Source organism: Pseudomonas sp. NBRC 100443 (assembly GCF_030268185.1).
GTDB classification, from domain to species: Bacteria; Pseudomonadota; Gammaproteobacteria; order Pseudomonadales; family Pseudomonadaceae; genus Pseudomonas; species Pseudomonas citronellolis.
In genome coordinates this window covers 258,603-280,175 of sequence record NZ_BSQE01000004.1, presented here as the reverse complement: position 1 = coordinate 280,175, position 21,573 = coordinate 258,603, and the positions used below count along the sequence as shown (strand labels likewise).

The window sequence follows — 21,573 nt, the reverse complement described above, 5'->3', positions numbered from 1 at the left end:
TTCGCCCAGCCTAGCGCAGCCCAGGCCGCGTCGCGCGGGCTTTTCCGCCATCCGCCGGATTCCTGGGAACCTTTGTGCATAACTCGTCGACCCATTAGACGATTGTCGACAATCCCCTTGACCACACGAACGAGGGGGGTTAGTTTTCGCCGCACCTGATGTGGATTGTCGACACCATGAACGAATCCCTGCTCCTGCCCAACGACGTCGAAGGCGACGGCGAGACGCTTTCGGAACACGTGTTCCGCAAGATCCAGTCGGCCATCGTCAAGGGCGAGATCGCCCCCGGCAGCAAGATCTCCGAGCCGGAGCTGGCGCGCACCTACGGCATCAGCCGCGGCCCGCTGCGCGAGGCGATCCACCGCCTGGAGGGCCAGAAGCTGCTGGTGCGCGTGCCCCACGTCGGCGCGCGGGTGGTGTCGCTGAGCCATGCCGAGCTGATCGAGCTGTACGAAATCCGCGAATCCCTGGAAGGCATGGCCTGCCGCCTGGCCGCCGAGCGCATGAGCCAGGCCGAGATCGACGAGCTGCGCCGGGTGCTCGACACCCACGAGCGCGACGAGGCCTTCCAGGCCGGGCGCGGCTACTACCAGCAGGAAGGCGACTTCGACTTCCACTACCGGATCATCCAGGGCAGCGGCAACCGCACCCTGAGCCAGATGCTTTGCGGCGAGCTGTACCAACTGGTGCGCATGTACCGCCTGCAGTTCTCCGCCGTGCCGAACCGGCCGCGCCAGGCCTTCGCCGAGCACCACCGCATTCTCGATGCCATCGCCGACCGTGACGGCGAACTGGCCGAACTGCTGATGCGCCGTCACATCGGCGCTTCCAAGCGCAACATCGAGCGTCACTACCTGGACGCCCAAGCCAAGACAGCCAACGAACGAGGTGAGTCATGAGTCTGCTTTCCCCCGGCCAGCGTTTCCGTACCGCCCTTGCCGAAGAGAAACCGCTGCAGGTGATCGGTGCGATCAACGCAAACCACGCCCTGCTCGCCAAGCGCGCCGGCTTCAAGGCCATCTACCTGTCCGGCGGCGGCGTCGCCGCCGGCTCCCTGGGCCTGCCGGACTTAGGGATCAACACCCTGGACGACGTGCTCACCGACGTGCGCCGCATCACCGACGTCTGCGACCTGCCGCTGCTGGTGGACATCGACACCGGCTTCGGCCCCAGCGCCTTCAACATCGAGCGCACGGTCAAGAGCCTGATCAAGGCCGGCGCCGCCGCCGCGCACATCGAGGACCAGGTCGGCGCCAAGCGCTGCGGCCACCGTCCGGGCAAGGAAATCGTCTCCACCGAGGAAATGGCCGACCGCGTGAAGGCCGCCGCCGACGCCAAGACCGACCCGAACTTCTTCCTCATCGCCCGCACCGACGCCATCCAGGCCGAGGGCGTGGACGCCGCCATCGAGCGCTGCCTGCGTTACGTGGAGGCCGGCGCCGACGGCATCTTCGCCGAGGCCGCCTACGACCTGCCGACCTACAAGCGCTTCGTCGACGCACTGAACGTGCCGGTGCTGGCCAACATCACCGAGTTCGGCGCCACCCCGCTGTTCACCCGCGACGAGCTGGCCTCGGTCGGCGTGGCCATCCAGCTCTACCCGCTGTCGGCCTTCCGCGCCGCCAACAAGGCCGCCGAAGCGGTGTACACCGCGATCCGCCAGGAAGGCCACCAGCAGAACGTCATCGAGCTGATGCAGACGCGTGCCGAGCTGTACGACCGCATCGGCTACCACGCCTTCGAGCAGAAGCTCGACGCGCTCTTCGCCAGTAAGAAATAAAGCCGACAAAAGCCGATAAAAGCGCTGGAGGCTGGACGACTCGCTCTTCGTTCAGCCTTCAGCCTCCAGCGCTCTTACTCGGCTCTTGAAGCCCAGAACAATAGAGATGAGGAAACACCGATGAGCACGACTGAAACCACCACTGCCTTCAAGCCGAAGAAATCCGTGGCCCTCTCCGGCACCGCCGCCGGCAACACCGCCCTGTGCACCGTCGGCCGCACCGGCAACGACCTGCACTACCGCGGCTATGACGTGCTCGACTTCGCCAACCGTTGCGAATTCGAGGAAATCGCCCACCTGCTGGTCCACGGCAAGCTGCCCAACGTCGCCGAGCTGGCCGCCTACAAGGCCAAGCTCAAGGCCCTGCGCGGCCTGCCGGCGGGCGTCAAGGCCGCCCTGGAAACCCTGCCGCCGTCGGCCCACCCGATGGACGTGATGCGCACCGCGGTTTCCGTGCTCGGCTGCCTGCAGCCCGAGAAGGACGACCACAACCACCCCGGCGCCCGCGACATCGCCGACAAGCTGATGGCTTCCCTGGGCTCGGCGCTGCTGTACTGGTACCACTTCAGCCACAACGGCAAGCGCATCGACGTGGAGACCGACGACGACTCCATCGGCGGCCATTTCCTGCACCTGCTGCACGGCGAGAAGCCGCGCGAGTCCTGGGTGCGCGCCATGCATACCTCGCTGAACCTGTACGCCGAGCACGAGTTCAACGCCTCCACCTTCACCTCCCGGGTGATCGCCGGCACCGGCTCCGACATGTACTCCTGCATCGCCGGCGCCATCGGCGCGCTGCGCGGCCCGAAACACGGCGGCGCCAACGAGGTGGCCTTCGAGATCCAGAAGCGCTACGACAACCCGGACGAAGCCGAGGCCGACATCCGCGCCCGCGTCGAGAAGAAGGAAGTGGTGATCGGTTTCGGCCACCCGGTCTACACCGTGTCCGACCCGCGCAACAAGGTGATCAAGGAAGTCGCCCGCCAGCTCTCCGAAGAGCAGGGCAACAGCAAGATGTACGACATCGCCGAGCGCCTGGAAAGCGTGATGTGGGAAATCAAGAAGATGTTCCCCAACCTCGACTGGTTCAGCGCCGTGAGCTACCACATGATGGGCGTGCCCACCGCCATGTTCACCCCGCTGTTCGTGATCGCCCGCACCGCCGGCTGGTCCGCCCACGTCATCGAGCAGCGCATCGACGGCAAGATCATCCGCCCGAGCGCCAACTACGTAGGTCCCGAAGACCTGAAGTTCGTGCCGCTCAAGGACCGCCCCTGAATAGCGATGAATAACACCATGAACAGCCAATACCGTAAAAGCCTGCCCGGCACACAACTGGACTACTTCGACGCCCGTGCGGCCGTCGAAGAGATCCAGGCTGGTGCCTGGGACAAACTCCCGTACACCTCGCGCGTGCTGGCCGAGCAGCTGGTGCGCCGCTGCGAGCCGGAGCTGCTCACCGCGGCCCTGGAGCAGCTGGTCTACCGCAAGCGCGACCTCGACTTCCCCTGGTACCCGGCGCGCGTGGTCTGCCACGACATCCTCGGGCAGACCGCGCTGGTCGACCTGGCCGGCCTGCGCGACGCCATCGCCGACCAGGGCGGCGACCCGTCCAAGGTCAACCCGGTGGTGCCGACGCAACTGATCGTCGACCACTCCCTGGCCGTGGAAGCCCCGGGCTTCGACCCCGAGGCCTTCGAGAAGAACCGCGCCATCGAGGACCGCCGCAACGAGGACCGCTTCCACTTCATCGAGTGGACCAAGACCGCGTTCAAGAACGTCGACGTGATCCCCGCCGGCAACGGCATCATGCACCAGATCAACCTGGAGAAGATGAGCCCGGTGATCCAGGCGCGCGGCGGCGTGGCCTTCCCCGACACCTGCGTGGGCACCGACTCGCACACCCCGCACGTGGACGCCCTGGGCGTGATCGCCATCGGCGTCGGCGGCCTGGAAGCCGAGACCGTGATGCTCGGCCACCCGTCGATGATGCGCCTGCCCGACATCGTCGGCGTCGAGCTGACCGGCAAGCGCCAGCCCGGCATCACCGCCACCGACATCGTCCTGGCGCTGACCGAGTTCCTGCGCAAGGAGCGCGTGGTGGGAGCCTACGTCGAGTTCTTCGGCGAAGGGGCGGACAGCCTCTCCGTCGGCGACCGCGCGACCATCTCCAACATGTGCCCGGAATACGGCGCCACCGCCTCGATGTTCTACATCGACCAGCAGACCATCGACTACCTCAAGCTCACCGGCCGCGAGCCCGAGCAGGTGGCGCTGGTGGAGAACTACGCGAAGACCCTCGGCCTGTGGGGCGACGCCCTGAAGAGCGCCGAATACGAGCGCGTGCTCAGCTTCGACCTGGGCAGCGTGGTGCGCAACATGGCCGGCCCGTCCAACCCGCACCGCCGCCTGCCGACCTCGGCGCTGGCCGAGCGCGGCATCGCCGACGAGGCCAAGCTGGAGTCCGGCCGCGACGAAGAAGCCCACGGCCTGATGCCCGACGGCGCGGTGATCATCGCCGCCATCACCAGCTGCACCAACACCTCCAACCCGCGCAATGTGGTGGCCGCCGGCCTGCTGGCGAAGAAGGCCAACGCGCTGGGCCTGGTGCGCAAGCCCTGGGTGAAGACCTCCTTCGCACCGGGCTCGAAAGTCGCCAGGCTGTACCTGGAAGAAGCCGGCCTGCTGACCGAGCTGGAGAAGCTCGGCTTCGGCATCGTCGCCTACGCCTGCACCACCTGCAACGGCATGTCCGGGGCGCTGGAGCCGAAGATCCAGCAGGAGATCATCGACCGCGACCTGTACGCCACCGCCGTGCTCTCGGGCAACCGCAACTTCGACGGGCGCATCCACCCCTACGCCAAGCAAGCCTTCCTCGCCTCGCCGCCGCTGGTGGTGGCCTACGCCATCGCCGGCACCGTGCGCTTCGACATCGAGCAGGACCCGCTGGGCACCGACACCAACGGCAACCCGATCACCCTGAAGGACCTGTGGCCGTCCGACGAAGAGATCGACGCCATTGTCGCGGCCAGTGTGAAGCCCGAGCAGTTCCGCCAGGTGTACATCCCGATGTTCGACCTGGGCAGCGTGAAGGAAGCCGACAGCCCGCTGTACGACTGGCGCCCGCAGTCCACCTACATCCGCCGCCCGCCCTACTGGGAAGGCGCGCTGGCCGGGGAGCGCACGCTCAAGGGCATGCGCCCGCTGGCGATCCTGCCGGACAACATCACCACCGACCACCTGTCGCCGTCCAACGCCATCCTGGCCAGCTCCGCGGCCGGCGAATACCTGGCGAAAATGGGCCTGCCGGAGGAGGACTTCAACTCCTACGCCACCCACCGCGGCGACCACCTCACCGCGCAGCGCGCCACCTTCGCCAACCCGCAGCTGGTCAACGAGATGGCCGTGGTCGATGGCCAGGTGAAGAAGGGTTCGCTGGCCCGCGTTGAGCCGGAAGGCAAGGTGATGCGCATGTGGGAAGCCATCGAAACCTACATGAACCGCAAGCAGAACCTGATCATCGTCGCCGGCGCCGACTACGGCCAGGGCTCGTCCCGCGACTGGGCAGCCAAGGGCGTGCGCCTGGCAGGCGTGGAAGTGATCGTGGCCGAAGGCTTCGAGCGCATCCACCGCACCAACCTGGTGGGCATGGGCGTGCTGCCGGTGGAGTTCAAGCCGGGCACCACGCGCCTGACCCTGGGCCTGGACGGCACCGAGACCTACGACATCGAAGGCGAACTGTCGCCGCGCTGCGACCTGACCCTGGTGGTCAACCGCCGCAACGGTGAAGTGGTTCGCGTGCCGGTGACCTGCCGCCTGGACACCGCCGCCGACGTCAGCGTGTACAAGGCCGGCGGCGTGCTGCAGCGCTTCGCCAAGGACTTCCTCAAGGGGGCAGTGGCCTAAGACCGCAGGTTCGAGAAAAGCGCTGGAGGCTGGAGGCTGAAAGCTGAACGAGAAGCCGCTCCCTCGTTCAGCCTCCAGCGCCTTTTTCGGTTTTTCATCCCCTCAGCCAGGACGAAATCATGGCTCAGCAACCCCAGATCAAGATTCCTGCCACCTACATCCGCGGCGGCACCAGCAAGGGCGTGTTCTTCCGCCTGCAGGACCTGCCCGAGCGCTGCCAGGTGCCCGGCGCGGCGCGCGACAAGCTGTTCATGCGCGTGATCGGCAGCCCCGATCCGTACAGCGCGCACATCGACGGCATGGGCGGCGCCACTTCCAGCACCAGCAAGTGCGTGATCCTGTCGAAAAGCAGCCAGCCCGGCCACGACGTCGACTACCTCTACGGGCAGATTTCCATCGACAAGGCCTTCGTCGACTGGAGCGGCAACTGCGGCAACCTCTCCACCGCCGCCGGCGCCTTCGCCATCCACGCCGGCCTGGTCGACCCCGAGCGCATCCCGGACAACGGCACCTGCGTGGTGCGCATCTGGCAGGCCAACATCAACAAGACCATCATCGCCCACGTGCCGGTCACCAACGGCCAGGTCCAGGAAACCGGCGACTTCGAACTGGACGGGGTGACCTTCCCGGCCGCCGAGATCGTGCTGGAGTTCCTCGAGCCGTCCGACGACGGCGAGGAAGGCGGCTCGATGTTCCCCACCGGCAACCTGGTGGACGACCTGGAAGTGCCCGGCGTCGGCACCTTCAAGGCGACCATGATCAGCGCCGGCATCCCCACGGTGTTCGTCAACGCCGACGACATCGGCTACAAGGGCACCGAACTGCGCGAAGACATCAACTCCGACCCCGAGCAACTGGCGCGCTTCGAAAAGATCCGCATCGCCGGCGCCCTGTGCATGGGCCTGATCAAGACTCCCGAAGAAGCGGCCACCCGCCAGCACACGCCGAAGATCGCCTTCGTCTCGCCGCCCAAGGACTACCGCACCTCCAGCGGCAAGCAGGTGCAGGCCGGGGACGTCGACCTGCTGGTGCGCGCGCTGTCCATGGGCAAGCTGCACCACGCCATGATGGGCACCGCCGCCGTGGCCATCGGCACCGCCGCGGCCGTGCCGGGCACCCTGGTCAACCTCGCCGCCGGTGGCGGCGAGCGCAGCGCCGTGCGCTTCGGCCACCCCTCCGGCACCCTGCGCGTGGGCGCCGAGGCCAGGCAGGTGGACGGCGAATGGAGCGTGACCAAGGCCATCATGAGCCGCAGCGCGCGCATCCTCATGGAAGGCTGGGTGCGGGTGCCGGGCGACGCCTTCTGAGCGCCGCCGCGTAGGAGCGGACTCCGTCCGCGATGGCCCTGGCCGGCGCAATCGCGGATGAATCCTACGGTTCCAGGAAGCACGGCTTTTCGTAGGATGGCGTTGAGCGAAGCGATACCCATCAGCGCAACCGCATGGGTTTCGCAAGCTCAACCCATCCTACGAAGAGCACCTCGGCGCAAGACAGTCGCTCCTACGTTGCAGGCGAGCACCTCGGCAGCTGCTCGCCGTAGGATGGGTCGAGCGAAGCGATACCCATCGCCATCGTTCGCGAAAGCTTTGCGCCCCCAGCGTCTAGACTCTCCCGGATTACCGCGCAGGAGCACGCCATGAGCACCAACGCCGATCCGAACACCCGCCCCGACTACGACGGCGTCCTGCAGCAGATCGCCGACTACGTCCTGACCTACCGCGTCGACTCCGCCGAAGCACGCGACACCGCGCGGCTGTGCCTGATGGACAGCCTGGCCTGCGCCCTGCTGGCCCTGCGCTTCCCCGAATGCACCAAGCTGCTCGGCCCGCAGGTGGAAGGCACCGTGGTGCCCCACGGCTCGCGGGTGCCGGGCACGCGTTTCTGCCTCGATCCGGTCAAGGCCGCCTGGGACATTGGCGCGCTGGTGCGCTGGCTGGACTACAACGACACCTGGCTGGCCGCCGAATGGGGCCACCCGTCGGATAACCTCGGCGCCATCCTCGGCCTCGCCGACCACCTGGCGCAGCGCGCCCAGGCCAATGGCGAACCGCCGCTGAGCATGGGCGACGTGCTGGAATCCATGGTCCTGGCCCACGAGATCCAGGGCGTGTTCGCCCTGGAGAACGCCTTCAACCGCGTCGGCCTGGACCACGTGTTCCTGGTCAAGCTCGCCTCCACGGCGGTGAGCGCACGGCTGCTCGGCGCCGACCGCGAGCAGCTGCTTTCCGCCCTCTCCCACGCCTGCGTCGACGGCCAGGCCCTGCGCACCTACCGCCACGCGCCCAACGCCGGCTCGCGCAAGTCCTGGGCCGCCGGCGACGCCAGCAGCCGCGGCCTGCGCCTGGCGGACATCGCCCGGCGCGGCGAGATGGGCATCCCCGGCGTGCTGAGCGCGCCGCAATGGGGCTTCTACGACGTGCTGTTCAGCCACACCAACAAGGACCTGGCGCTCAAGCCCGACGACCAGCGCCGCTTCCGCCTGCCGCAACCCTTCGCCAGCTACGTGATGGAGAACGTGCTGTTCAAGATCAGCTTCCCCGCCGAGTTCCACGCGCAGACCGCCGTGGAAGCCGCAGTGCAACTGCACCCGCTGGTGCGCAACCGCATCAGCGAGATCACCCGCATCGTCATCGACACCCAGGAATCGGCGATCCGCATCATCTCCAAGACCGGCCCCCTGGCCAACGCCGCCGACCGCGACCACTGCATCCAGTACATGGTCGCCGTGCCGCTGATCTACGGCACCCTGGAAGCCGAGCACTACGAAGACGCCTTCCACGCCGCGCACCCGCTGATCGACCGCCTGCGCGACAAGATGGAAGTGGTGGAGGACCCGCGCTACAGCCGCGAATACCTGGAGCCGGGCAAGCGCAGCATCGCCAACGCCGTGCAGGTGTTCTTCAGCGACGGCAGCAGCACGCCGAAGATCGAGGTGGAATACCCGGTGGGCCACCGCCGCCGCCGCGCCGAGGGCATCCCGCTGCTGGAAGCGAAGTTCCGCAACGCCCTGGCCACCCGCTTCGCCCCCCAGCGCTGCGCGCAGATAGCCGCCCTGTGCAACGACCCCGCGCAACTGGAAGCCACGCCGGTGCACCGCTTCATGGATTTGCTGGTGATCTGAAGCGCTTTTGCAGGATGGGTTGAGCCCTGGCGAAACCCATCCTACGCAGCTCAACCCACGCCATTCCCTTGTAGGAGCGCGCCCTGCGCGCGAATCGCGGGCAGGGCCCGCTCCTACAGGTTGCCGTGAGGCATGGCATTCTCTCCCCGTAGGAGCGGACCTTGTCCGCGATAGCCGGAACCAACGGCGCGATTCGCGGATGAGATCCGCTACAGGGCGGCCACAACGCTCAAGCCAACAGATCCCCCTGCAACTGCTCCAGCAGCACCTGGATGCGCGCCAGGCGCACCGTGGGGTCATCCATCTCCAGCAGCACCTGCTTCTGCTCCGGCTCGAAGGGCAGCAGGTAGGCCAGTTGGCAGGCCAGCTCCTGCTGGCCGTGGACCTCGCCGCCCATCTCCAGGGTGGCGACCATCGGGTGCAGCGACAGCGCGCCGAGCAGCGCCGCCAGGTCGTCGTGTTCCTCGGTCAGCGGCTGGTCGGGCTGTTCCTCCAGCCAGGCCACGTCGGCTTCCAGCAGTTGGTCCGGCTGCACCTGCGTATCCAGCACGCGGAAACGCCGGCCGCCCTCGACGCGGATGCCCAGCAGGCCGTTGGGCAACTGCTGCCAGTCGCGGATCAGCGCCTCGCAGCCGACCTGGCTGAACGCCTGCGGCGCCTCGCCCACTTCGCGGCCTTCGACGATGGACACCACGCCGAAGCCGCCGCCCTGCTTCATGCAGCGGCCGATCATGTCCAGGTAGCGCGCCTCGAAGATCTGCAGGTCCAGGCGGCAACCGGGGAACAGCACGGTGTTGAGGGGGAAGAGCGGCAACTTCATGTGAATCTTCCTGCTTCAGGCGATCAACGCTACCGCCAACGGTAGCAGCACTGCGGTGGCCACGCCCATCAGGCTCATCGCCAGGGCGGCGAAGGCGCCGCATTCCTCGCCCTCCTGCAGGGCGCGGGAAGTGCCCACGGCATGGGCGGTCATGCCCAGCGCCATGCCCTGGGCGGCCGGGTGGCGCACGCCGATGCGGCGCAGCAGCTCCGGGCCGAGGATGGCGCCGAGCACCCCGGTGATCAGCACGAACACCGCCGCCAGCGCCGCCACGCCGCCGATCTGGCTGGCCACCAGCATGGCGATGGGCGAGGTCACCGACTTCGGCGCCAGGCTCATCAGCAGCTCGCCGCGCAGGCCGAACAGCCAGCCCAGGCCGATACCGGCCACGGTGGCCAGCACGCCGGCCACCAGCAGGGTGACCAGGGTCGGCCAGAACAGCTGGCGGATGCGCTTGAGGTTGAGGAACAGCGGCACCGCCAAGGCCACGGTGGCCGGGCCGAGCAGCACGGTCAGCACGCTGACCCCGGCGCTGTAGGCCTGGTAGTCGATGCCGGTGCCCAACAGCACCAGGATCACCATGGCCATGGACACCAGCACCGGCTGCAGGAACACCCAGCGCGTGCGCTCGTAGGCCGCCAGGGCCAGCTGGTAGGTCGCCAGGGTGATGCCGATGCAGAACAGCGGGTGATGGGTGACCGCCTGCCAGGCGCCTTGCCAGTCAAGCATCGCGGGCCTCCTTGCGGCCGCGCTGGCGGTCGATCAGCTTCTGCATCAGCCAGCCGGCGAACAGGAAGGAGCCCAGCAGCGACAGCGCCAGGGCCCCGGCCAGCGGCCAGAAGTCCGCCAGCAGCTGGCGGCCGTAGACCATCACCCCCACCGCCGGCGGCACCAGCAGCAGCGGCAGGTAGCGCAGCAGCGAGGAGGCCGCGAGCGTGATCGGCTCGCCCACTTCCCCGCGCGCCAGCAGGAACGCCAGCAGCAGCACCAGCCCAATGATGGGGCCGGGGATCATCGGCAGGATGAGAACATTCAGACCGGTGCCCAGCAGTTGGAACAGCACCAGCCAGGTCAGGCCGCGGAGCAGCATGGCAACCTCCTGTGAAAAAGCCCGACATTATGCCCAAGTACGCCCGGCCTATGGCATGGCATTCGCTTCAAGCATAGGTGCGCAGCCGTCATCGACCTGTGCCATGCTGCATCGCACGCAAAAAACAACAACACGCGTTCGCGGAGGAAAACATGCCGTTCGTTCCCGTCAGCACCCTCAAGGACTACATTGGCAAGGACCTGGGCCATTCCGAATGGCTCACCATCGACCAGAACCGCATCAACCAGTTCGCCGAGTGCACCGAGGACCACCAGTTCATCCACGTGGACCCGGAGAAGGCGAAGAAGACCCCGTTCGGCGGCACCATCGCCCACGGTTTCCTCTCCCTGTCGCTGATTCCCAAGCTCTGCGAAGGCCTGCTGGTGCTCCCGGAGAACCCGAAGATGGTGGTCAACTACGGCCTCGACAGCGTGCGCTTCATCCAGCCGGTGCCGGTGGATTCGCGGGTGCGCCTGCAGGTGACCATCCTCGACGTCAGCGAGAAGAACCCCGGCCAGTGGCTGATCAAGGCGCGCTGCACCCTGGAGATCGAAGGCCTGCCCAAGCCGGCCTACATCGCCGAATCGCTGAGCCTGGCCTTCGTCTGACGCCGGCGCCCGGCCCCCTGCAAAAAAGCCCGCGCCCGCGGGCTTTTTTGCGTCACACTGGTGCAAAACCGCCGTGACCGACCTGCCGCATGCGCCTGCACCTTCCCCTCCTCGCCCTGATCCTGGCCCTGGCGGCCTGCGACCAGGGCCCCGCCCAGCCCTCGGCCGACCTGGTGCTGCCCGACGGCGCGCGCTACCACGGCGCCCTCGTCGATGGCCGCCTGCACGGCGAGGGGCGCCTGGAGCACGGCAACGGCGCCTGGTACCAGGGCCGCTTCGCCAAGGGCCTGTTCGACGGCCCGGGCGAATGGCACGGCGCCGACGGCAGCCACTACCAGGGCGGCTTCCGCGCCGGCCTCTACCACGGCCAGGGCCAACTGGACGACGGCCAGGGCAACGAGTATGCAGGCACCTTCGAGAACGGCCAGCTGCGCGGCAAGGGCAGCTTCAGCGACGCCGACGGCGACCGCTACGAGGGCGGCTTCGAGAACACCGAATTCAGCGGCCAGGGGCGCTTCGTCAACGCCGACGGCGACGTGTGGAGCGGCCAGTTCAGCCAGGGCGCGCTGAACGGCCAGGGCAAGTACGAAGGCCGCGACGGCAGCCGCTACGAAGGCGGCTTCAAGGACTGGCGCTTCGCCGGCGAAGGCGTGCTGACCCAGGCCGACGGCCAGGTCTACCGTGGCCAGTTCGCCGACGGCAAGTTCGCCGGCAAGGGCAGCCTGCGCGGCGCCGACGGGCGCCTGCAGGCCGGCACCTGGAGCAACGGCCTGCTGCGCCGCGACGAACAGGGCCGGCGCCTGCCCAACCCGGTGGAGGTAGGCCTGCTGGAACAGGGCCGCCTGCTCGACCGCGCCCTGGCCGCGCTGCCGCCTTCCACGCCGCAGGTGGAGCTGTACGCCCTGAGCGTGGGCGGCGACGGCAAGCAGAGTGTGTTCCTGCGCGAGGCCGACTACGTCGCCCGCCTGCTCGGCCAGCGCTTCGGCGCGCGCGGCGTGGTCACCCTGGTGAACAACCGCAACCATGCCGACGACCGCCCCATGGCCACCCGCGAGAGCCTGGCGCGGGCGATCCGCGCCCTGGCGCGCAGCAGCGGCCCGGAGGACCTGGTGTTCATCTACCTGACCAGCCACGGCAGCCACGACCACCAACTGATCCTCGACATGCCCGGCATCCGCCTGGACAACCTGCCCGCCGCCGACCTGGCCGAACTCCTCGCGCCGCTGAAGGAGCGCTACAAGGTGCTGGTGATCTCGGCCTGCTACAGCGGCGGCTTCATCGAACCTCTGAAGGACGACAGGACTCTGATCATGACCGCGGCGCGCAGCGACCGGGTGTCCTTCGGCTGTTCCGAGGAAGCCGACTTCACCTACTTCGGCCAGGCCCTGTTCGCCAACGCCCTGAACGCCACCGACGACCTGCAGCAGGCCTTCCAGCTGGCCAGCAGCGAGGTCGCCCGGCGCGAGGCGGCGGACGGCTTCGACGCTTCCGAGCCGCAGCTGTGGGCGCCAGCGGCCGTGCTGCAGCGCTGGAACACCTTGCGTGCGGGCCAGGCCAGCCGGGCCCTGAGCGCCGATGCGGGGCACGTGCAGGAAAAACGATAGCCCGGCAACTACGCTTGTAACTGTGTCAGCGGAGAAACCAGGATGTATTCAACACCGACGCATGTCATTCTCGCCGGCGCCACCGGCCTCACCGGCGAACACCTGCTCGACCGCATGCTCAGCGAGCCGACGGTCAAGCGCGTGCTGGCGCCTACGCGCCGGCCACTGGCCGCCCACCCGCGCCTGGAGAACCCCATCGGCCCGCTGGCCGAACTCATCCCCAACCTGGCCGGGCCGGTGGACACGGTGTTCTGCTGCCTGGGCACCACGCTCAAGGAGGCCGGCTCGGAGGCGGCCTTCAAGGCGGTGGACTACGACCTGCCGCTGGCCCTGGGCGAGCACGCGCTCAAGCTCGGCGCGCGGCATTACGTGGTGGTCAGCGCGCTGGGCGCGGACAGCAAGTCCTCGCTGTTCTACAACCGCGTCAAGGGCGAGCTGGAAGAGGCCCTGCAGAAACAGGGCTGGGCGCAACTGACCATCGCCCGCCCGTCCCTGCTGCTGGGCCAGCGCGAGGAAATCCGCCTGGCCGAACTGCTCGCCGCGCCCTTCGCCCGCATCCTCCCCGGCAAGCTGCACGGCATCGAAGCCTGCGCCCTGGCCCGCGCCCTCTGGCGCCTGGCCCTGGAGACGGGCAAGGGTGTGCGGTTCGTCGAGTCGGACGAGTTGCGCAGGCTGGGGAAATAGTCCCGACAGCGCCGAGGCGCTCTTCGTAGGATGGGTTGAGCCTTGGCGAAACCCATGCGGCCGTGGCGATGGGTATCGCTTCGCTCAACACCATCCTACGACGGTGTTTCCTGTTGCGCCCTGCGCGCGATTTCGCGGGCAGGGCCCGCTCCTACAATTCGGCATGGGGCATGACATTCCCCTGTAGGAGCGGACCTTGTCCGCGATAGCCGGAGGCTCCGGCGCGATTCGCGGATGAGATCCGCTCCTACGCAACGCCCACCTGCGCGCGATTTCGCGGGCAGGGCCCGCTCCTACAGTTCGGCATGAGGCATGGCATTCCCCTGTAGCGGACCTTGTCCGCGATAGCCGGAGGTTCCGGCGCGGTTCGCGGATAGGATCCGCTCCTACGCAACGCCCACCACCTGCAGGAGCGCGCCCTGCGCGCGAAATCGCGGGCAGGGCCCGCTCCTACAGTTCGGCATGAGGCATGGCATTTCCCCTGTAGGAGCGGACCTTGTCCGCGATAGCCGGGGGCTCCGGCGCGGTTCGCGTATAGGATCCACTCCTACGCGACACCCACCTGTAGGAGCGCGCCCTGCGCGCGATTCGCGGGCAGGGCCCGCGGCGTCAATTCCCGCCCCACACCTGCAGGCCGATCCCCAACTCCGCGGCAATCGACAGCGGCAACAGCACGGTATCCAGCAACGCGCTCCCCGGCAGGTCCAGCCGCGGGTATTTCGGCGCCTCGGTGCCGTAATGATCCTGCGGGCAACAACCGCCGTTGATGGAATACCAGTCCAGCCGCGTGCCGGCATAGATCAGCGGGGCGCCGGGCTTGTTGGCGTTGAGGGTCTTCACGGTGGCGCAGCCGCCCAGCTGCAGCAACATCAAGGCGGCTAGGAGCTTATTCGTCACTGACAAGGTGGTGTTCGCCCCAGCGCGGCAGCATGTCCTGGGGGATGCCCAGTTGGTTGAGGATGCGCGCGACCACGAAGTCGATCAGGTCGTCGATGGTCTGCGGCTGATGGTAGAAACCCGGCGCCGCCGGCAGGATCACCGCGCCCAGGTTGGACAGCTTGAGCATGTTCTCCAGGTGGATGCTCGACAGCGGCGCCTCGCGCGGCACCAGGATCAGCTGGCGGCGCTCCTTCAGGGCGACGTCGGCGGCGCGCTCGATCAGGTTGTTGCAGGCGCCGCTGGCGATCGCCGACAGCGTGCCGGTGGAGCAAGGCACCACCACCATGGCGCCGGGCGCGCCGGAGCCGGAGGCCACCGGGGCCATCCAGTCTTCCTTCCCGTAGACGCGGATCTGCCCAGGCGCGGCGCCGGTGTATTCGCTGAGGAAGGCCTGCATCGCCTGGGGCTTGCCCGGCAGGGTCACGTCGGTCTCGGTGGCCACCACCAGTTGCGCGGCCTTGGAGATCAGGAAGTGCACCTCACGGTCTTCCTGCACCAGGCAGTCGAGCAGGCGCAGGCCGTACTGCGCGCCGGAGGCGCCGGTCATCGCCAGGGTGACGCGTTCGGCTCCCGCCATCTCAGTCCTCCAGGGCCTTGGCCAGCTTGCCGTGCAGGCCGCCGAAGCCGCCGTTGCTCATGATCACCACCTGGGTGCCCGGCGTGGCCACGGCCTTCACGCCCTCGATGATGGCCTCCAGGGAATCGCACACCTGGGTCGGCACGGTCGAGCCGGCCACGGTGGCGGCCAGGTCCCAGCCCAGGTTCGGCGGCGCGTACCAGAACACCCGGTCGGCCTGGGTGACGCTGTCCGCCAGGCCGTCGCGGTGGGCGCCCAGCTTCATCGAGTTGGAGCGCGGCTCGACCACGGCGATCACCGGGGCGTCGCCGACGCGCTTGCGCAAGCCGTCGAGGGTAGTGGCGATGGCGGTCGGGTGGTGGGCGAAGTCGTCGTAGAGGGTCACGCCCTTCACTTCGGCGACCTTCTCCATGCGCCGCTTGACGCTCTTGAACGCCGACAGCGCGGCGCAGCCCAGCTCCGGCACCACGCCGACGTGGCGCGCCGCGGCCAAGCAGGCCAGGGCGTTGGCGACGTTGTGCTGGCCGGTCAGTTCCCATTCCACCGTGCCCTGGGCGGCGCCGTCGAACAGCACTTCGAAGCGCGAGCCATCGGCGCTGAGCAGGCGCGCCTGCCATTGGCCGCCCTCGCCGGTGGTCTGCACCGGCGTCCAGCAGCCCATGCCGATCACCCGCTTGAGCGCGGTTTCGTTTTCCGGGTGGATGATCAGGCCTTCGCCGGGGATGGTCCGCACCAGGTGGTGGAACTGCCGCTCGATGGCCGCCAGGTCCGGGAAGATGTCCGCGTGATCGAATTCCAGGTTGTTCAGGATGGCGGTGCGCGGGCGGTAGTGGACGAACTTCGAGCGCTTGTCGAAGAAGGCGCTGTCGTACTCGTCGGCCTCCACCACGAAGAACGGCGTGCCGCCCAGGCGCGCGGAGACGCCGAAGTTCTGCGGCACGCCGCCGATCAGGAAGCCCGGGCTCATGCCGGCGTGTTCCAGCACCCAGGCCAGCATGCTGCTGGTGGTGGTCTTGCCGTGGGTGCCGGCGGCGGCCAGCACCCAGCGGCCCTGCAGCACGTGGTCGGCCAGCCACTGCGGGCCGGAAACGTAGGGCAGGCCCTTGTTCAGCACGTACTCCACCGCCGGGTTGCCGCGCGACAGGGCGTTGCCGATCACCACCAGGTCCGGCGCCGGCTCCAGGTGGGCGGGCTCGTAGCCCTGCATCAGCTCGATGCCCTGGGCCTGCAACTGGGTGCTCATGGGCGGGTAGACGTTGGCGTCGGAACCGGTGACGCGGTGCCCCAGTTCCTTGGCCAGCACGGCCAGCGAGCCCATGAAGGTGCCGCAGATGCCGAGGATATGGATATGCATGCAGACTCCTGCAATCAAGCCTGGGAAGGCGCTTCGAATGGGCGGCAGATTAGCACAGCGCCGGGTGCCGGCGGGGTGGCTGGATGCATCAGACGGCGCCATTGGGCGGGGGTTCCGCGCAAGCCATTGGTGGGCCTGGCGTAGGGCGTATAACCGTTCGCGGTTATCCGCCGATACACCCAATCTTCACCCAAAGCCAAGGTCGAACCTGAAGCCATCCATCTACACAGCCGCCCCCACCGCCAAGGTCGAACCCGGAGCCGCCTGGGGCCTGGGTCAAACGGCGTACAACCGCGAACGGTTGTACGTCCTACGGTACGGAGCGGCTCAAACCATGGCGGCGCAGCTTGCGGTACAGGGTGTTGCGGCTGATGCCCAACTGCTGCGCGGTGCGGCTCATGTGCCAGCGCTGCGCCTCCAGCACTGCCAGCAGGGCGCCGCGCTCGGCATCGAGCAGGCAGTCGGCGTGCGCCTCCGCTTCGGGCGCGGGCCTGGGTTGCGCGGCGCGGCGGATGTCCACCGGCAGGTCGGCCAGGTGCACGCGGCCGCCCTCGCTCAGCGCCACCAGGGTGCGCAGCACGTTGCGCAGCTGGCGCACGTTGCCCGGCCAGGGATGGCCGAGCAGGACCTGGCGCACGTCCTCGTCGAGCACGATGGACCGACCCCGGGATTCCTCGGCGAGCAGTTGCGCCAGCAGCTGCGGCCGGTCCTCGCGCTCGCGCAGGGCCGGCAGTTGCAGCACCAGGCCGTTGAGGCGGTAGTAGAGGTCTTCGCGGAAGGTGCCGGCGGCCACCAGCTCTTCCAGGTTGCGGTGGGTGGCGCTGATCAGGCGCAGGTCCACCGGCTGCGCCACGCCGTCGCCCAGGGGCACCACCTGGCGCTCTTCCAGTACGCGCAGCAGGCGCGTCTGCAGGGCCAGGGGCATGTCGCCGATCTCGTCGAGGAACAGGGTGCCGCCGTCGGCCTGCAGCAGCTTGCCGCGCATGCCTTCCTTGCGCGCGCCGGTGAAGCTGCCGCCGCGGTAGCCGAACAGCTCGCTCTCGATCAGGCTTTCCGGGATGGCCGCGCAGTTCAGCGCGACGAAGGCCTTGCCGGCGCGCTCGCCGGACTGGTGCACGGCCTTGGCGAAGGCCTCCTTGCCCGAGCCGGTCTCGCCGTGCAGCAGCAGCGGCACGTCGTGGGCATACACCTTGAGCGCGCGACGGAAGTCCGCGGCCAGGCGCTCGTCGCCCAGGCACAGCCCCGGCGCGACAGGCGCCGGCCGTGATACGGGAATCGCCAGTGGCCGCGGCTCGCCCCGCAGCTGCGCGTGGAACTGGCGCCCGGCATGGCTGCGCAGCGGCCAGCTGAGGCCGGCCTGGGTGCTGGCGCGGCCGAGCAGCTCGTCCAGGCGGATGTCGAAGCAGTCTTCCACGCTGCGGCCGAGCAGGCCGTCGCGCGGGCGGTCGAGCAGGTTCAGCGCGCCCTGGTTGGCGGCGAGGATGCGCCCGGCGCCGTCGAAGGCCACCAGGCCCTCGCTGAACAGCCCGACGTACTCGGCCTGCAGGTGGAAGCGCAGCAGCCACTGGCCTTCGAAGCGGCGCAGGAAGTAGCAGCTCTCGATCATCTTCGCCGAGAGGTTGACCAGGGCCATGGTGTGGAACTGGCTCTGCCGCGACAGGTCGCGGCGCGCCGAGGACACGTCGAGCACCGCCAGCAGTTCGCCGTGGGGGTCGAACACCGGGCTCGCCGAGCAGGTCAGGCCGGTATGCAGGCTGCGGAAATGTTCGTCGCGGTGGATGGTCAGCGCCTGGCGCTCGATGAGGCAGGTGCCGATGCCGTTGGTGCCCTCGCGGGCCTCGCTCCAGTCGGCGCCCAGCCACAGCCCGGCGTGCTCGAAGGTGGCGCGCTCGGCCTCGTCGCAGACGCGGTTGAGGATCACCCCGCGGGCGTCGGTGAGCAGCACCGCGTGGCCGGCGCCGGCGAGTTGCTGGCGCAGGCTGGTCATCTCGCCGCTGGCGATCTCCAGCACCTGCTGCAGGCCTTCGCGGCGCTCCAGCATGCGCCGGTGCTCCAGCACCGTGGGCGGCAGCGTCTGCGCCGGGTCGAGGTGGTATTCCTCCAGGCAGCGCAGCCAGGAACGGGCGATCGACGGATCGGCGGCGGGGCCGCTGGCCGGTTGCTGCCCGCGGGCCACTGTCATGACCTGGCGGGCGTGGCGACTCATGGCGTTCGCACTCATTGTTATGGTTCTCCACGGAAGGGACGGCAGGCAGTCCCGGGGCGACCGTTCCCGCAGCATCGTCCAGCGCGCCGCGCAATGCAATGCCCGCGTGACCTGGCGGTCAGCCGCTGTACCGGATGCGGGACAAACTGTCACCCAGGCCTGTACCAGCGCTGCCACACCGTCCGTCGGCGGGTGCCCACCAACCGACCGCCGGCCCAGCAACCACGCGGTTCGCGCTGGCATGGCCCGGCCCTTGCTCTACGCTTGTCAGACCGCAAACGCGTCCTCCCCAACAAGCACAAGAGCCAGGAGATCCACCATGCGTTACGCCCAACCCGGTAGCCAAGGTGCTGTCGTTTCCTTCAAGTCCCGCTACGGCAACTACATCGGTGGCGAGTTCGTGCCCCCGGTCAACGGCCAGTACTTCGTCAACACCTCGCCGGTGAACGGCCAGCCCATCGCCGAGTTCCCCCGCTCCGACGCCGCCGACATCGACAAGGCCCTGGACGCCGCCCATGCCGCGGCCGATGCCTGGGGTCGCACCTCGGTGCAGGAGCGCTCGCTGGTCCTGCTGAAGATCGCCGACCGCATCGAACAGAACCTGGAAGTGCTCGCCGTCACCGAGACCTGGGACAACGGCAAGCCGGTGCGCGAAACCCTCAACGCCGACATCCCGCTGGCCGCCGACCACTTCCGCTACTTCGCCGGCTGCATCCGCGCCCAGGAAGGCTCGGCCGCGGAGATCAACGACAGCACCGTGGCCTACCACATCCACGAGCCGCTGGGCGTGGTCGGGCAGATCATCCCGTGGAACTTCCCGCTGCTGATGGCCGCCTGGAAACTCGCCCCGGCCCTGGCCGCCGGCAACTGCGTGGTGCTCAAGCCGGCCGAGCAGACGCCGCTGGGCATCTGCGTGCTGATGGAGATCATCGGCGACCTGCTGCCGCCGGGCGTGCTCAACGTGGTGCAAGGCTTCGGCAAGGAAGCCGGCGAGGCGCTGGCCACCAGCAAGCGCATCGCCAAGATCGCCTTCACCGGCTCCACCCCGGTGGGCTCGCACATCCTCGAATGCGCGGCGAAGAACATCATCCCCAGCACCGTGGAACTGGGCGGCAAGAGCCCGAACATCTACTTCGAAGACATCATGCAGGCCGAGCCGACCTTCATCGAGAAGGCCGCCGAGGGCCTGGTGCTGGCCTTCTTCAACCAGGGCGAGGTGTGCACCTGCCCGTCCCGCGCCCTGGTGCAGGAATCCATCTACCCGCAGTTCATGGAAGTGGTGATGAAGAAGGTCAAGGCGATCAAGCGCGGCGACCCGCTGGACACCGACACCATGGTTGGCGCCCAGGCCTCGCAGCAGCAGTTCGACAAGATCCTCTCCTACCTCGACATCGCCCAGCAGGAAGGCGCCGAAGTGCTGGTCGGCGGCCAGGTCGAGAAGCTCGAAGGCAGCCTGGCCACCGGCTACTACATCCAGCCGACGCTGCTCAAGGGCAGCAACAAGATGCGCGTGTTCCAGGAAGAAATCTTCGGCCCGGTGGTGGGCGTCACCACCTTCAAGGACGAAGCCGAGGCCCTGGCCATCGCCAACGACACCGAGTACGGCCTGGGTGCCGGCGTCTGGACCCGCGACATCAACCGCGCCTACCGCATGGGCCGCGGCATCAAGGCCGGCCGCGTGTGGACCAACTGCTACCACCTGTACCCGGCGCACGCTGCGTTCGGCGGCTACAAGAAATCCGGCGTGGGCCGCGAGACCCACAAGATGATGCTCGACCACTACCAGCAGACCAAGAACCTGCTGGTCAGCTACGACATCAATCCGCTGGGCTTCTTCTGATAGCAGCGAGCTTTCGACTCTCTTCCGCGCGGCCCTCGGGCCGCGCTTTTTTTCAGGCCTCGGCACGCCTGCGGCGCAGGAGCAGGGAGCCGCCCAGGGCGATCAGCGCCAGAGCGGGAATGACACTGTCACCGCCATGGGACAGCCCCGTCGGCCACTGGAGAATGACTGCCCAACCGGCCAGGAAGCACCCGCCTCCCAGCCACCGACGCAACGTCCGGCGGCGAACCAGATGATCGACCGAGACGATCAGGACGAGCGCCACGGCGTACTGGAGTATGTCGCTCATCCGCGGGAAGCTCCCGTCTTGAGCAGCATGGACTGGGTAGACCGCTGCGGACCTATGCCACCACTCACTACGGCATCGGCGCCGACAATTCGGTCGCCGATATGGTAGGTCGGCAGCCGATCGAACGCGAAACGCCTGCTTGCGGCCCCCATGGCCAATCCTGCGATGGGATGTATACGCGAGCCGGCTGCCGTGGCGATCCCGGCAACGGCATTGGCGACACTGACTCTCTGGTGGTTCAAAGCGTCGGCCTGCTCCCGGCTCAAAGGTTCGGATACCAGCACGCCAAACATGCAGAGGCGATCCCTCGCCTGCATGTAGTCGAAAACATCCAAGACAAACTCGGCTATGTCCTGATTCCAACGGAGCGTTCGATCGTAGTTCAACGAACGTAACCGGTTCCGCTCGGCAGCAACCAGTTGAACGATCATCAACGAGAAAACGATGCCATGCGCGTTTTGCGCCTGGCGGCACTCTATCTTCATGGACGGCGACCCGGCAGGTTTGCCCCGTATTCGGCGGCAGGTCGGCCAGATTCGGATTTGCCCTCGATCCGGACTATCGGACAACGGCCTGATCGGCCGCCTGAAAAGTCCCAGTTTCAAGTGTGTAGGGCGCATAACCGTTCGCGGTTATCCGCCGATGTCTCCCGCGCGGGAGCCTGTCCGGCATGGATGGGAAATTCGCAGTCAACCTGTAGGAGCGGGCCCTGCCCGCAATTCGCGCGCAGGGCGCGCTCCTACATGGGAACGGCG

19 protein-coding genes are annotated in these 21,573 nt (G+C 68.0%); 10 read left to right on the top strand and 9 right to left on the bottom strand.

The features are described 5' to 3' along the window. Positions 1 to 176: 176 nt before the first annotated feature. The 6 genes from QSJ95_RS07545 (at position 177) to prpD (ending at position 8,807) form a co-directional block, all read left to right on the top strand. Positions 177 to 899 carry a GntR family transcriptional regulator gene (locus QSJ95_RS07545; RefSeq protein ID WP_009615989.1) on the top strand — a complete coding sequence of 241 codons (723 nt, stop codon included), beginning with the start codon at positions 177 to 179 and terminating at the stop codon, positions 897 to 899. Next, positions 896 to 1,780, top strand: coding sequence for a methylisocitrate lyase (gene prpB / locus QSJ95_RS07540; RefSeq protein WP_009615988.1), 885 nt, complete (start codon positions 896 to 898; stop codon positions 1,778 to 1,780). The genes QSJ95_RS07545 and prpB overlap by 4 nt, the downstream gene beginning before the upstream one ends. A gap of 120 nt (positions 1,781 to 1,900) precedes the next feature. Next, positions 1,901 to 3,058, top strand: a complete 1,158-nt coding sequence (gene prpC, locus QSJ95_RS07535) for a bifunctional 2-methylcitrate synthase/citrate synthase (RefSeq protein WP_043273202.1) — start codon at positions 1,901 to 1,903, stop codon at positions 3,056 to 3,058. An 18-nt stretch (positions 3,059 to 3,076) separates the two neighbouring features. Next, positions 3,077 to 5,686, top strand: coding sequence for a Fe/S-dependent 2-methylisocitrate dehydratase AcnD (gene acnD / locus QSJ95_RS07530; RefSeq protein ID WP_285641255.1), 2,610 nt, complete (start codon positions 3,077 to 3,079; stop codon positions 5,684 to 5,686). Between the two features lie 119 nt (positions 5,687 to 5,805). Then, positions 5,806 to 6,993, top strand: a complete 1,188-nt coding sequence (gene prpF / locus QSJ95_RS07525) for a 2-methylaconitate cis-trans isomerase PrpF (RefSeq protein ID WP_285641253.1) — start codon at positions 5,806 to 5,808, stop codon at positions 6,991 to 6,993. A gap of 329 nt (positions 6,994 to 7,322) precedes the next feature. Continuing rightward, positions 7,323 to 8,807 carry a 2-methylcitrate dehydratase gene (gene prpD / locus QSJ95_RS07520; RefSeq protein WP_285641252.1) on the top strand — a complete coding sequence of 495 codons (1,485 nt, stop codon included), beginning with the start codon at positions 7,323 to 7,325 and terminating at the stop codon, positions 8,805 to 8,807. Positions 8,808 to 9,036: 229 nt separating this feature from the next. Here the strand turns inward: prpD and QSJ95_RS07515 are convergent, their stop codons facing one another. From QSJ95_RS07515 to QSJ95_RS07505, 3 genes are read right to left on the bottom strand one after another with little or no spacing between them, the layout of a single operon-like run. After that, positions 9,037 to 9,627, bottom strand: a complete 591-nt coding sequence (locus QSJ95_RS07515; RefSeq protein WP_043273207.1) for an LON peptidase substrate-binding domain-containing protein — start codon at positions 9,625 to 9,627, stop codon at positions 9,037 to 9,039. 15 nt (positions 9,628 to 9,642) lie between these two features. Continuing rightward, on the bottom strand, positions 9,643 to 10,356 hold the full coding sequence (locus QSJ95_RS07510; RefSeq protein ID WP_043314037.1) for an LrgB family protein: 714 nt from the start codon (positions 10,354 to 10,356) through the stop codon (positions 9,643 to 9,645). Next, a complete protein-coding gene (locus tag QSJ95_RS07505; RefSeq protein WP_009615981.1) occupies positions 10,349 to 10,717 on the bottom strand; it encodes a CidA/LrgA family protein in 369 nt (122 codons plus the stop codon). The genes QSJ95_RS07510 and QSJ95_RS07505 overlap by 8 nt, the downstream gene beginning before the upstream one ends. Positions 10,718 to 10,869: 152 nt before the next feature. Here QSJ95_RS07505 and QSJ95_RS07500 point away from each other — a divergent pair, with 152 nt between their 5' ends. The 3 genes from QSJ95_RS07500 (at position 10,870) to QSJ95_RS07490 (ending at position 13,613) form a co-directional block, all read left to right on the top strand. Next, the gene (locus QSJ95_RS07500) at positions 10,870 to 11,325 is read left to right on the top strand and encodes a MaoC family dehydratase (RefSeq protein WP_009615980.1); all 456 of its coding nucleotides are present in this window, start codon (positions 10,870 to 10,872) and stop codon (positions 11,323 to 11,325) included. 89 nt (positions 11,326 to 11,414) lie between these two features. Further along, a complete protein-coding gene (locus QSJ95_RS07495) occupies positions 11,415 to 12,929 on the top strand; it encodes a C13 family peptidase (protein WP_009615979.1) in 1,515 nt (504 codons plus the stop codon). 42 nt (positions 12,930 to 12,971) lie between these two features. Further along, the gene (locus tag QSJ95_RS07490) at positions 12,972 to 13,613 is read left to right on the top strand and encodes an oxidoreductase (RefSeq protein ID WP_009615978.1); all 642 of its coding nucleotides are present in this window, start codon (positions 12,972 to 12,974) and stop codon (positions 13,611 to 13,613) included. Positions 13,614 to 14,222: 609 nt separating this feature from the next. Here the strand turns inward: QSJ95_RS07490 and QSJ95_RS07485 are convergent. The 4 genes from QSJ95_RS07485 to QSJ95_RS07470 form a co-directional block, all read right to left on the bottom strand. Continuing rightward, on the bottom strand, positions 14,223 to 14,483 hold the full coding sequence (locus QSJ95_RS07485) for a YceK/YidQ family lipoprotein (RefSeq protein ID WP_009615977.1): 261 nt from the start codon (positions 14,481 to 14,483) through the stop codon (positions 14,223 to 14,225). A 16-nt stretch (positions 14,484 to 14,499) separates the two neighbouring features. After that, positions 14,500 to 15,129 (bottom strand): flavin prenyltransferase UbiX, encoded by a 630-nt coding sequence (ubiX, locus tag QSJ95_RS07480; RefSeq protein ID WP_009615976.1) that lies wholly within the window; start codon positions 15,127 to 15,129, stop codon positions 14,500 to 14,502. Position 15,130: 1 nt separating this feature from the next. After that, positions 15,131 to 16,483 carry a UDP-N-acetylmuramate:L-alanyl-gamma-D-glutamyl-meso-diaminopimelate ligase gene (gene mpl, locus QSJ95_RS07475; RefSeq protein WP_058487422.1) on the bottom strand — a complete coding sequence of 451 codons (1,353 nt, stop codon included), beginning with the start codon at positions 16,481 to 16,483 and terminating at the stop codon, positions 15,131 to 15,133. Between the two features lie 310 nt (positions 16,484 to 16,793). Further along, a complete protein-coding gene (locus QSJ95_RS07470) occupies positions 16,794 to 18,704 on the bottom strand; it encodes a sigma-54-dependent Fis family transcriptional regulator (RefSeq protein ID WP_285641246.1) in 1,911 nt (636 codons plus the stop codon). Between the two features lie 304 nt (positions 18,705 to 19,008). Between QSJ95_RS07470 and exaC the strand changes: the two genes are divergently transcribed. Continuing rightward, positions 19,009 to 20,529 (top strand): acetaldehyde dehydrogenase ExaC, encoded by a 1,521-nt coding sequence (gene exaC, locus QSJ95_RS07465; RefSeq protein ID WP_009615972.1) that lies wholly within the window; start codon positions 19,009 to 19,011, stop codon positions 20,527 to 20,529. Between the two features lie 52 nt (positions 20,530 to 20,581). Here exaC and QSJ95_RS07460 read toward each other — a convergent pair whose 3' ends face one another. Together QSJ95_RS07460 and QSJ95_RS07455 are read right to left on the bottom strand one after the other, a co-directional pair. Then, the gene (locus QSJ95_RS07460) at positions 20,582 to 20,818 is read right to left on the bottom strand and encodes an MYXO-CTERM sorting domain-containing protein (protein ID WP_009615971.1); all 237 of its coding nucleotides are present in this window, start codon (positions 20,816 to 20,818) and stop codon (positions 20,582 to 20,584) included. Further along, complete coding sequence (locus tag QSJ95_RS07455; protein WP_285641244.1) at positions 20,815 to 21,303, bottom strand: hypothetical protein; 489 nt, start codon at positions 21,301 to 21,303, stop codon at positions 20,815 to 20,817. The genes QSJ95_RS07460 and QSJ95_RS07455 overlap by 4 nt, the downstream gene beginning before the upstream one ends. Positions 21,304 to 21,573: the final 270 nt, after the last annotated feature.

Excerpts from the sequence above, each read along its gene's own strand:
- QSJ95_RS07455 (WP_285641244.1), bottom strand. The coding sequence starts at position 21,303 with ATGAAGATAGAGTGCCGCCAGGCGCAAAACGCGCATGGCATCGTTTTC.
- QSJ95_RS07515 (WP_043273207.1), bottom strand. The coding sequence starts at position 9,627 with ATGAAGTTGCCGCTCTTCCCCCTCAACACCGTGCTGTTCCCCGGTTGC.
- prpC (WP_043273202.1), top strand. The coding sequence starts at position 1,901 with ATGAGCACGACTGAAACCACCACTGCCTTCAAGCCGAAGAAATCCGTG.
- ubiX (WP_009615976.1), bottom strand. The coding sequence starts at position 15,129 with ATGGCGGGAGCCGAACGCGTCACCCTGGCGATGACCGGCGCCTCCGGC.
- prpF (WP_285641253.1), top strand. The coding sequence starts at position 5,806 with ATGGCTCAGCAACCCCAGATCAAGATTCCTGCCACCTACATCCGCGGC.
- exaC (WP_009615972.1), top strand. The coding sequence starts at position 19,009 with ATGCGTTACGCCCAACCCGGTAGCCAAGGTGCTGTCGTTTCCTTCAAG.
- QSJ95_RS07505 (WP_009615981.1), bottom strand. The coding sequence starts at position 10,717 with ATGCTGCTCCGCGGCCTGACCTGGCTGGTGCTGTTCCAACTGCTGGGC.
- prpD (WP_285641252.1), top strand. The coding sequence starts at position 7,323 with ATGAGCACCAACGCCGATCCGAACACCCGCCCCGACTACGACGGCGTC.
- QSJ95_RS07510 (WP_043314037.1), bottom strand. The coding sequence starts at position 10,356 with ATGCTTGACTGGCAAGGCGCCTGGCAGGCGGTCACCCATCACCCGCTG.
- QSJ95_RS07490 (WP_009615978.1), top strand. The coding sequence starts at position 12,972 with ATGTATTCAACACCGACGCATGTCATTCTCGCCGGCGCCACCGGCCTC.
- acnD (WP_285641255.1), top strand. The coding sequence starts at position 3,077 with ATGAACAGCCAATACCGTAAAAGCCTGCCCGGCACACAACTGGACTAC.
- QSJ95_RS07460 (WP_009615971.1), bottom strand. The coding sequence starts at position 20,818 with ATGAGCGACATACTCCAGTACGCCGTGGCGCTCGTCCTGATCGTCTCG.
- QSJ95_RS07495 (WP_009615979.1), top strand. The coding sequence starts at position 11,415 with ATGCGCCTGCACCTTCCCCTCCTCGCCCTGATCCTGGCCCTGGCGGCC.
- QSJ95_RS07545 (WP_009615989.1), top strand. The coding sequence starts at position 177 with ATGAACGAATCCCTGCTCCTGCCCAACGACGTCGAAGGCGACGGCGAG.
- QSJ95_RS07500 (WP_009615980.1), top strand. The coding sequence starts at position 10,870 with ATGCCGTTCGTTCCCGTCAGCACCCTCAAGGACTACATTGGCAAGGAC.
- QSJ95_RS07485 (WP_009615977.1), bottom strand. The coding sequence starts at position 14,483 with ATGTTGCTGCAGCTGGGCGGCTGCGCCACCGTGAAGACCCTCAACGCC.
- prpB (WP_009615988.1), top strand. The coding sequence starts at position 896 with ATGAGTCTGCTTTCCCCCGGCCAGCGTTTCCGTACCGCCCTTGCCGAA.
- mpl (WP_058487422.1), bottom strand. The coding sequence starts at position 16,483 with ATGCATATCCATATCCTCGGCATCTGCGGCACCTTCATGGGCTCGCTG.
- QSJ95_RS07470 (WP_285641246.1), bottom strand. The coding sequence starts at position 18,704 with ATGAGTGCGAACGCCATGAGTCGCCACGCCCGCCAGGTCATGACAGTG.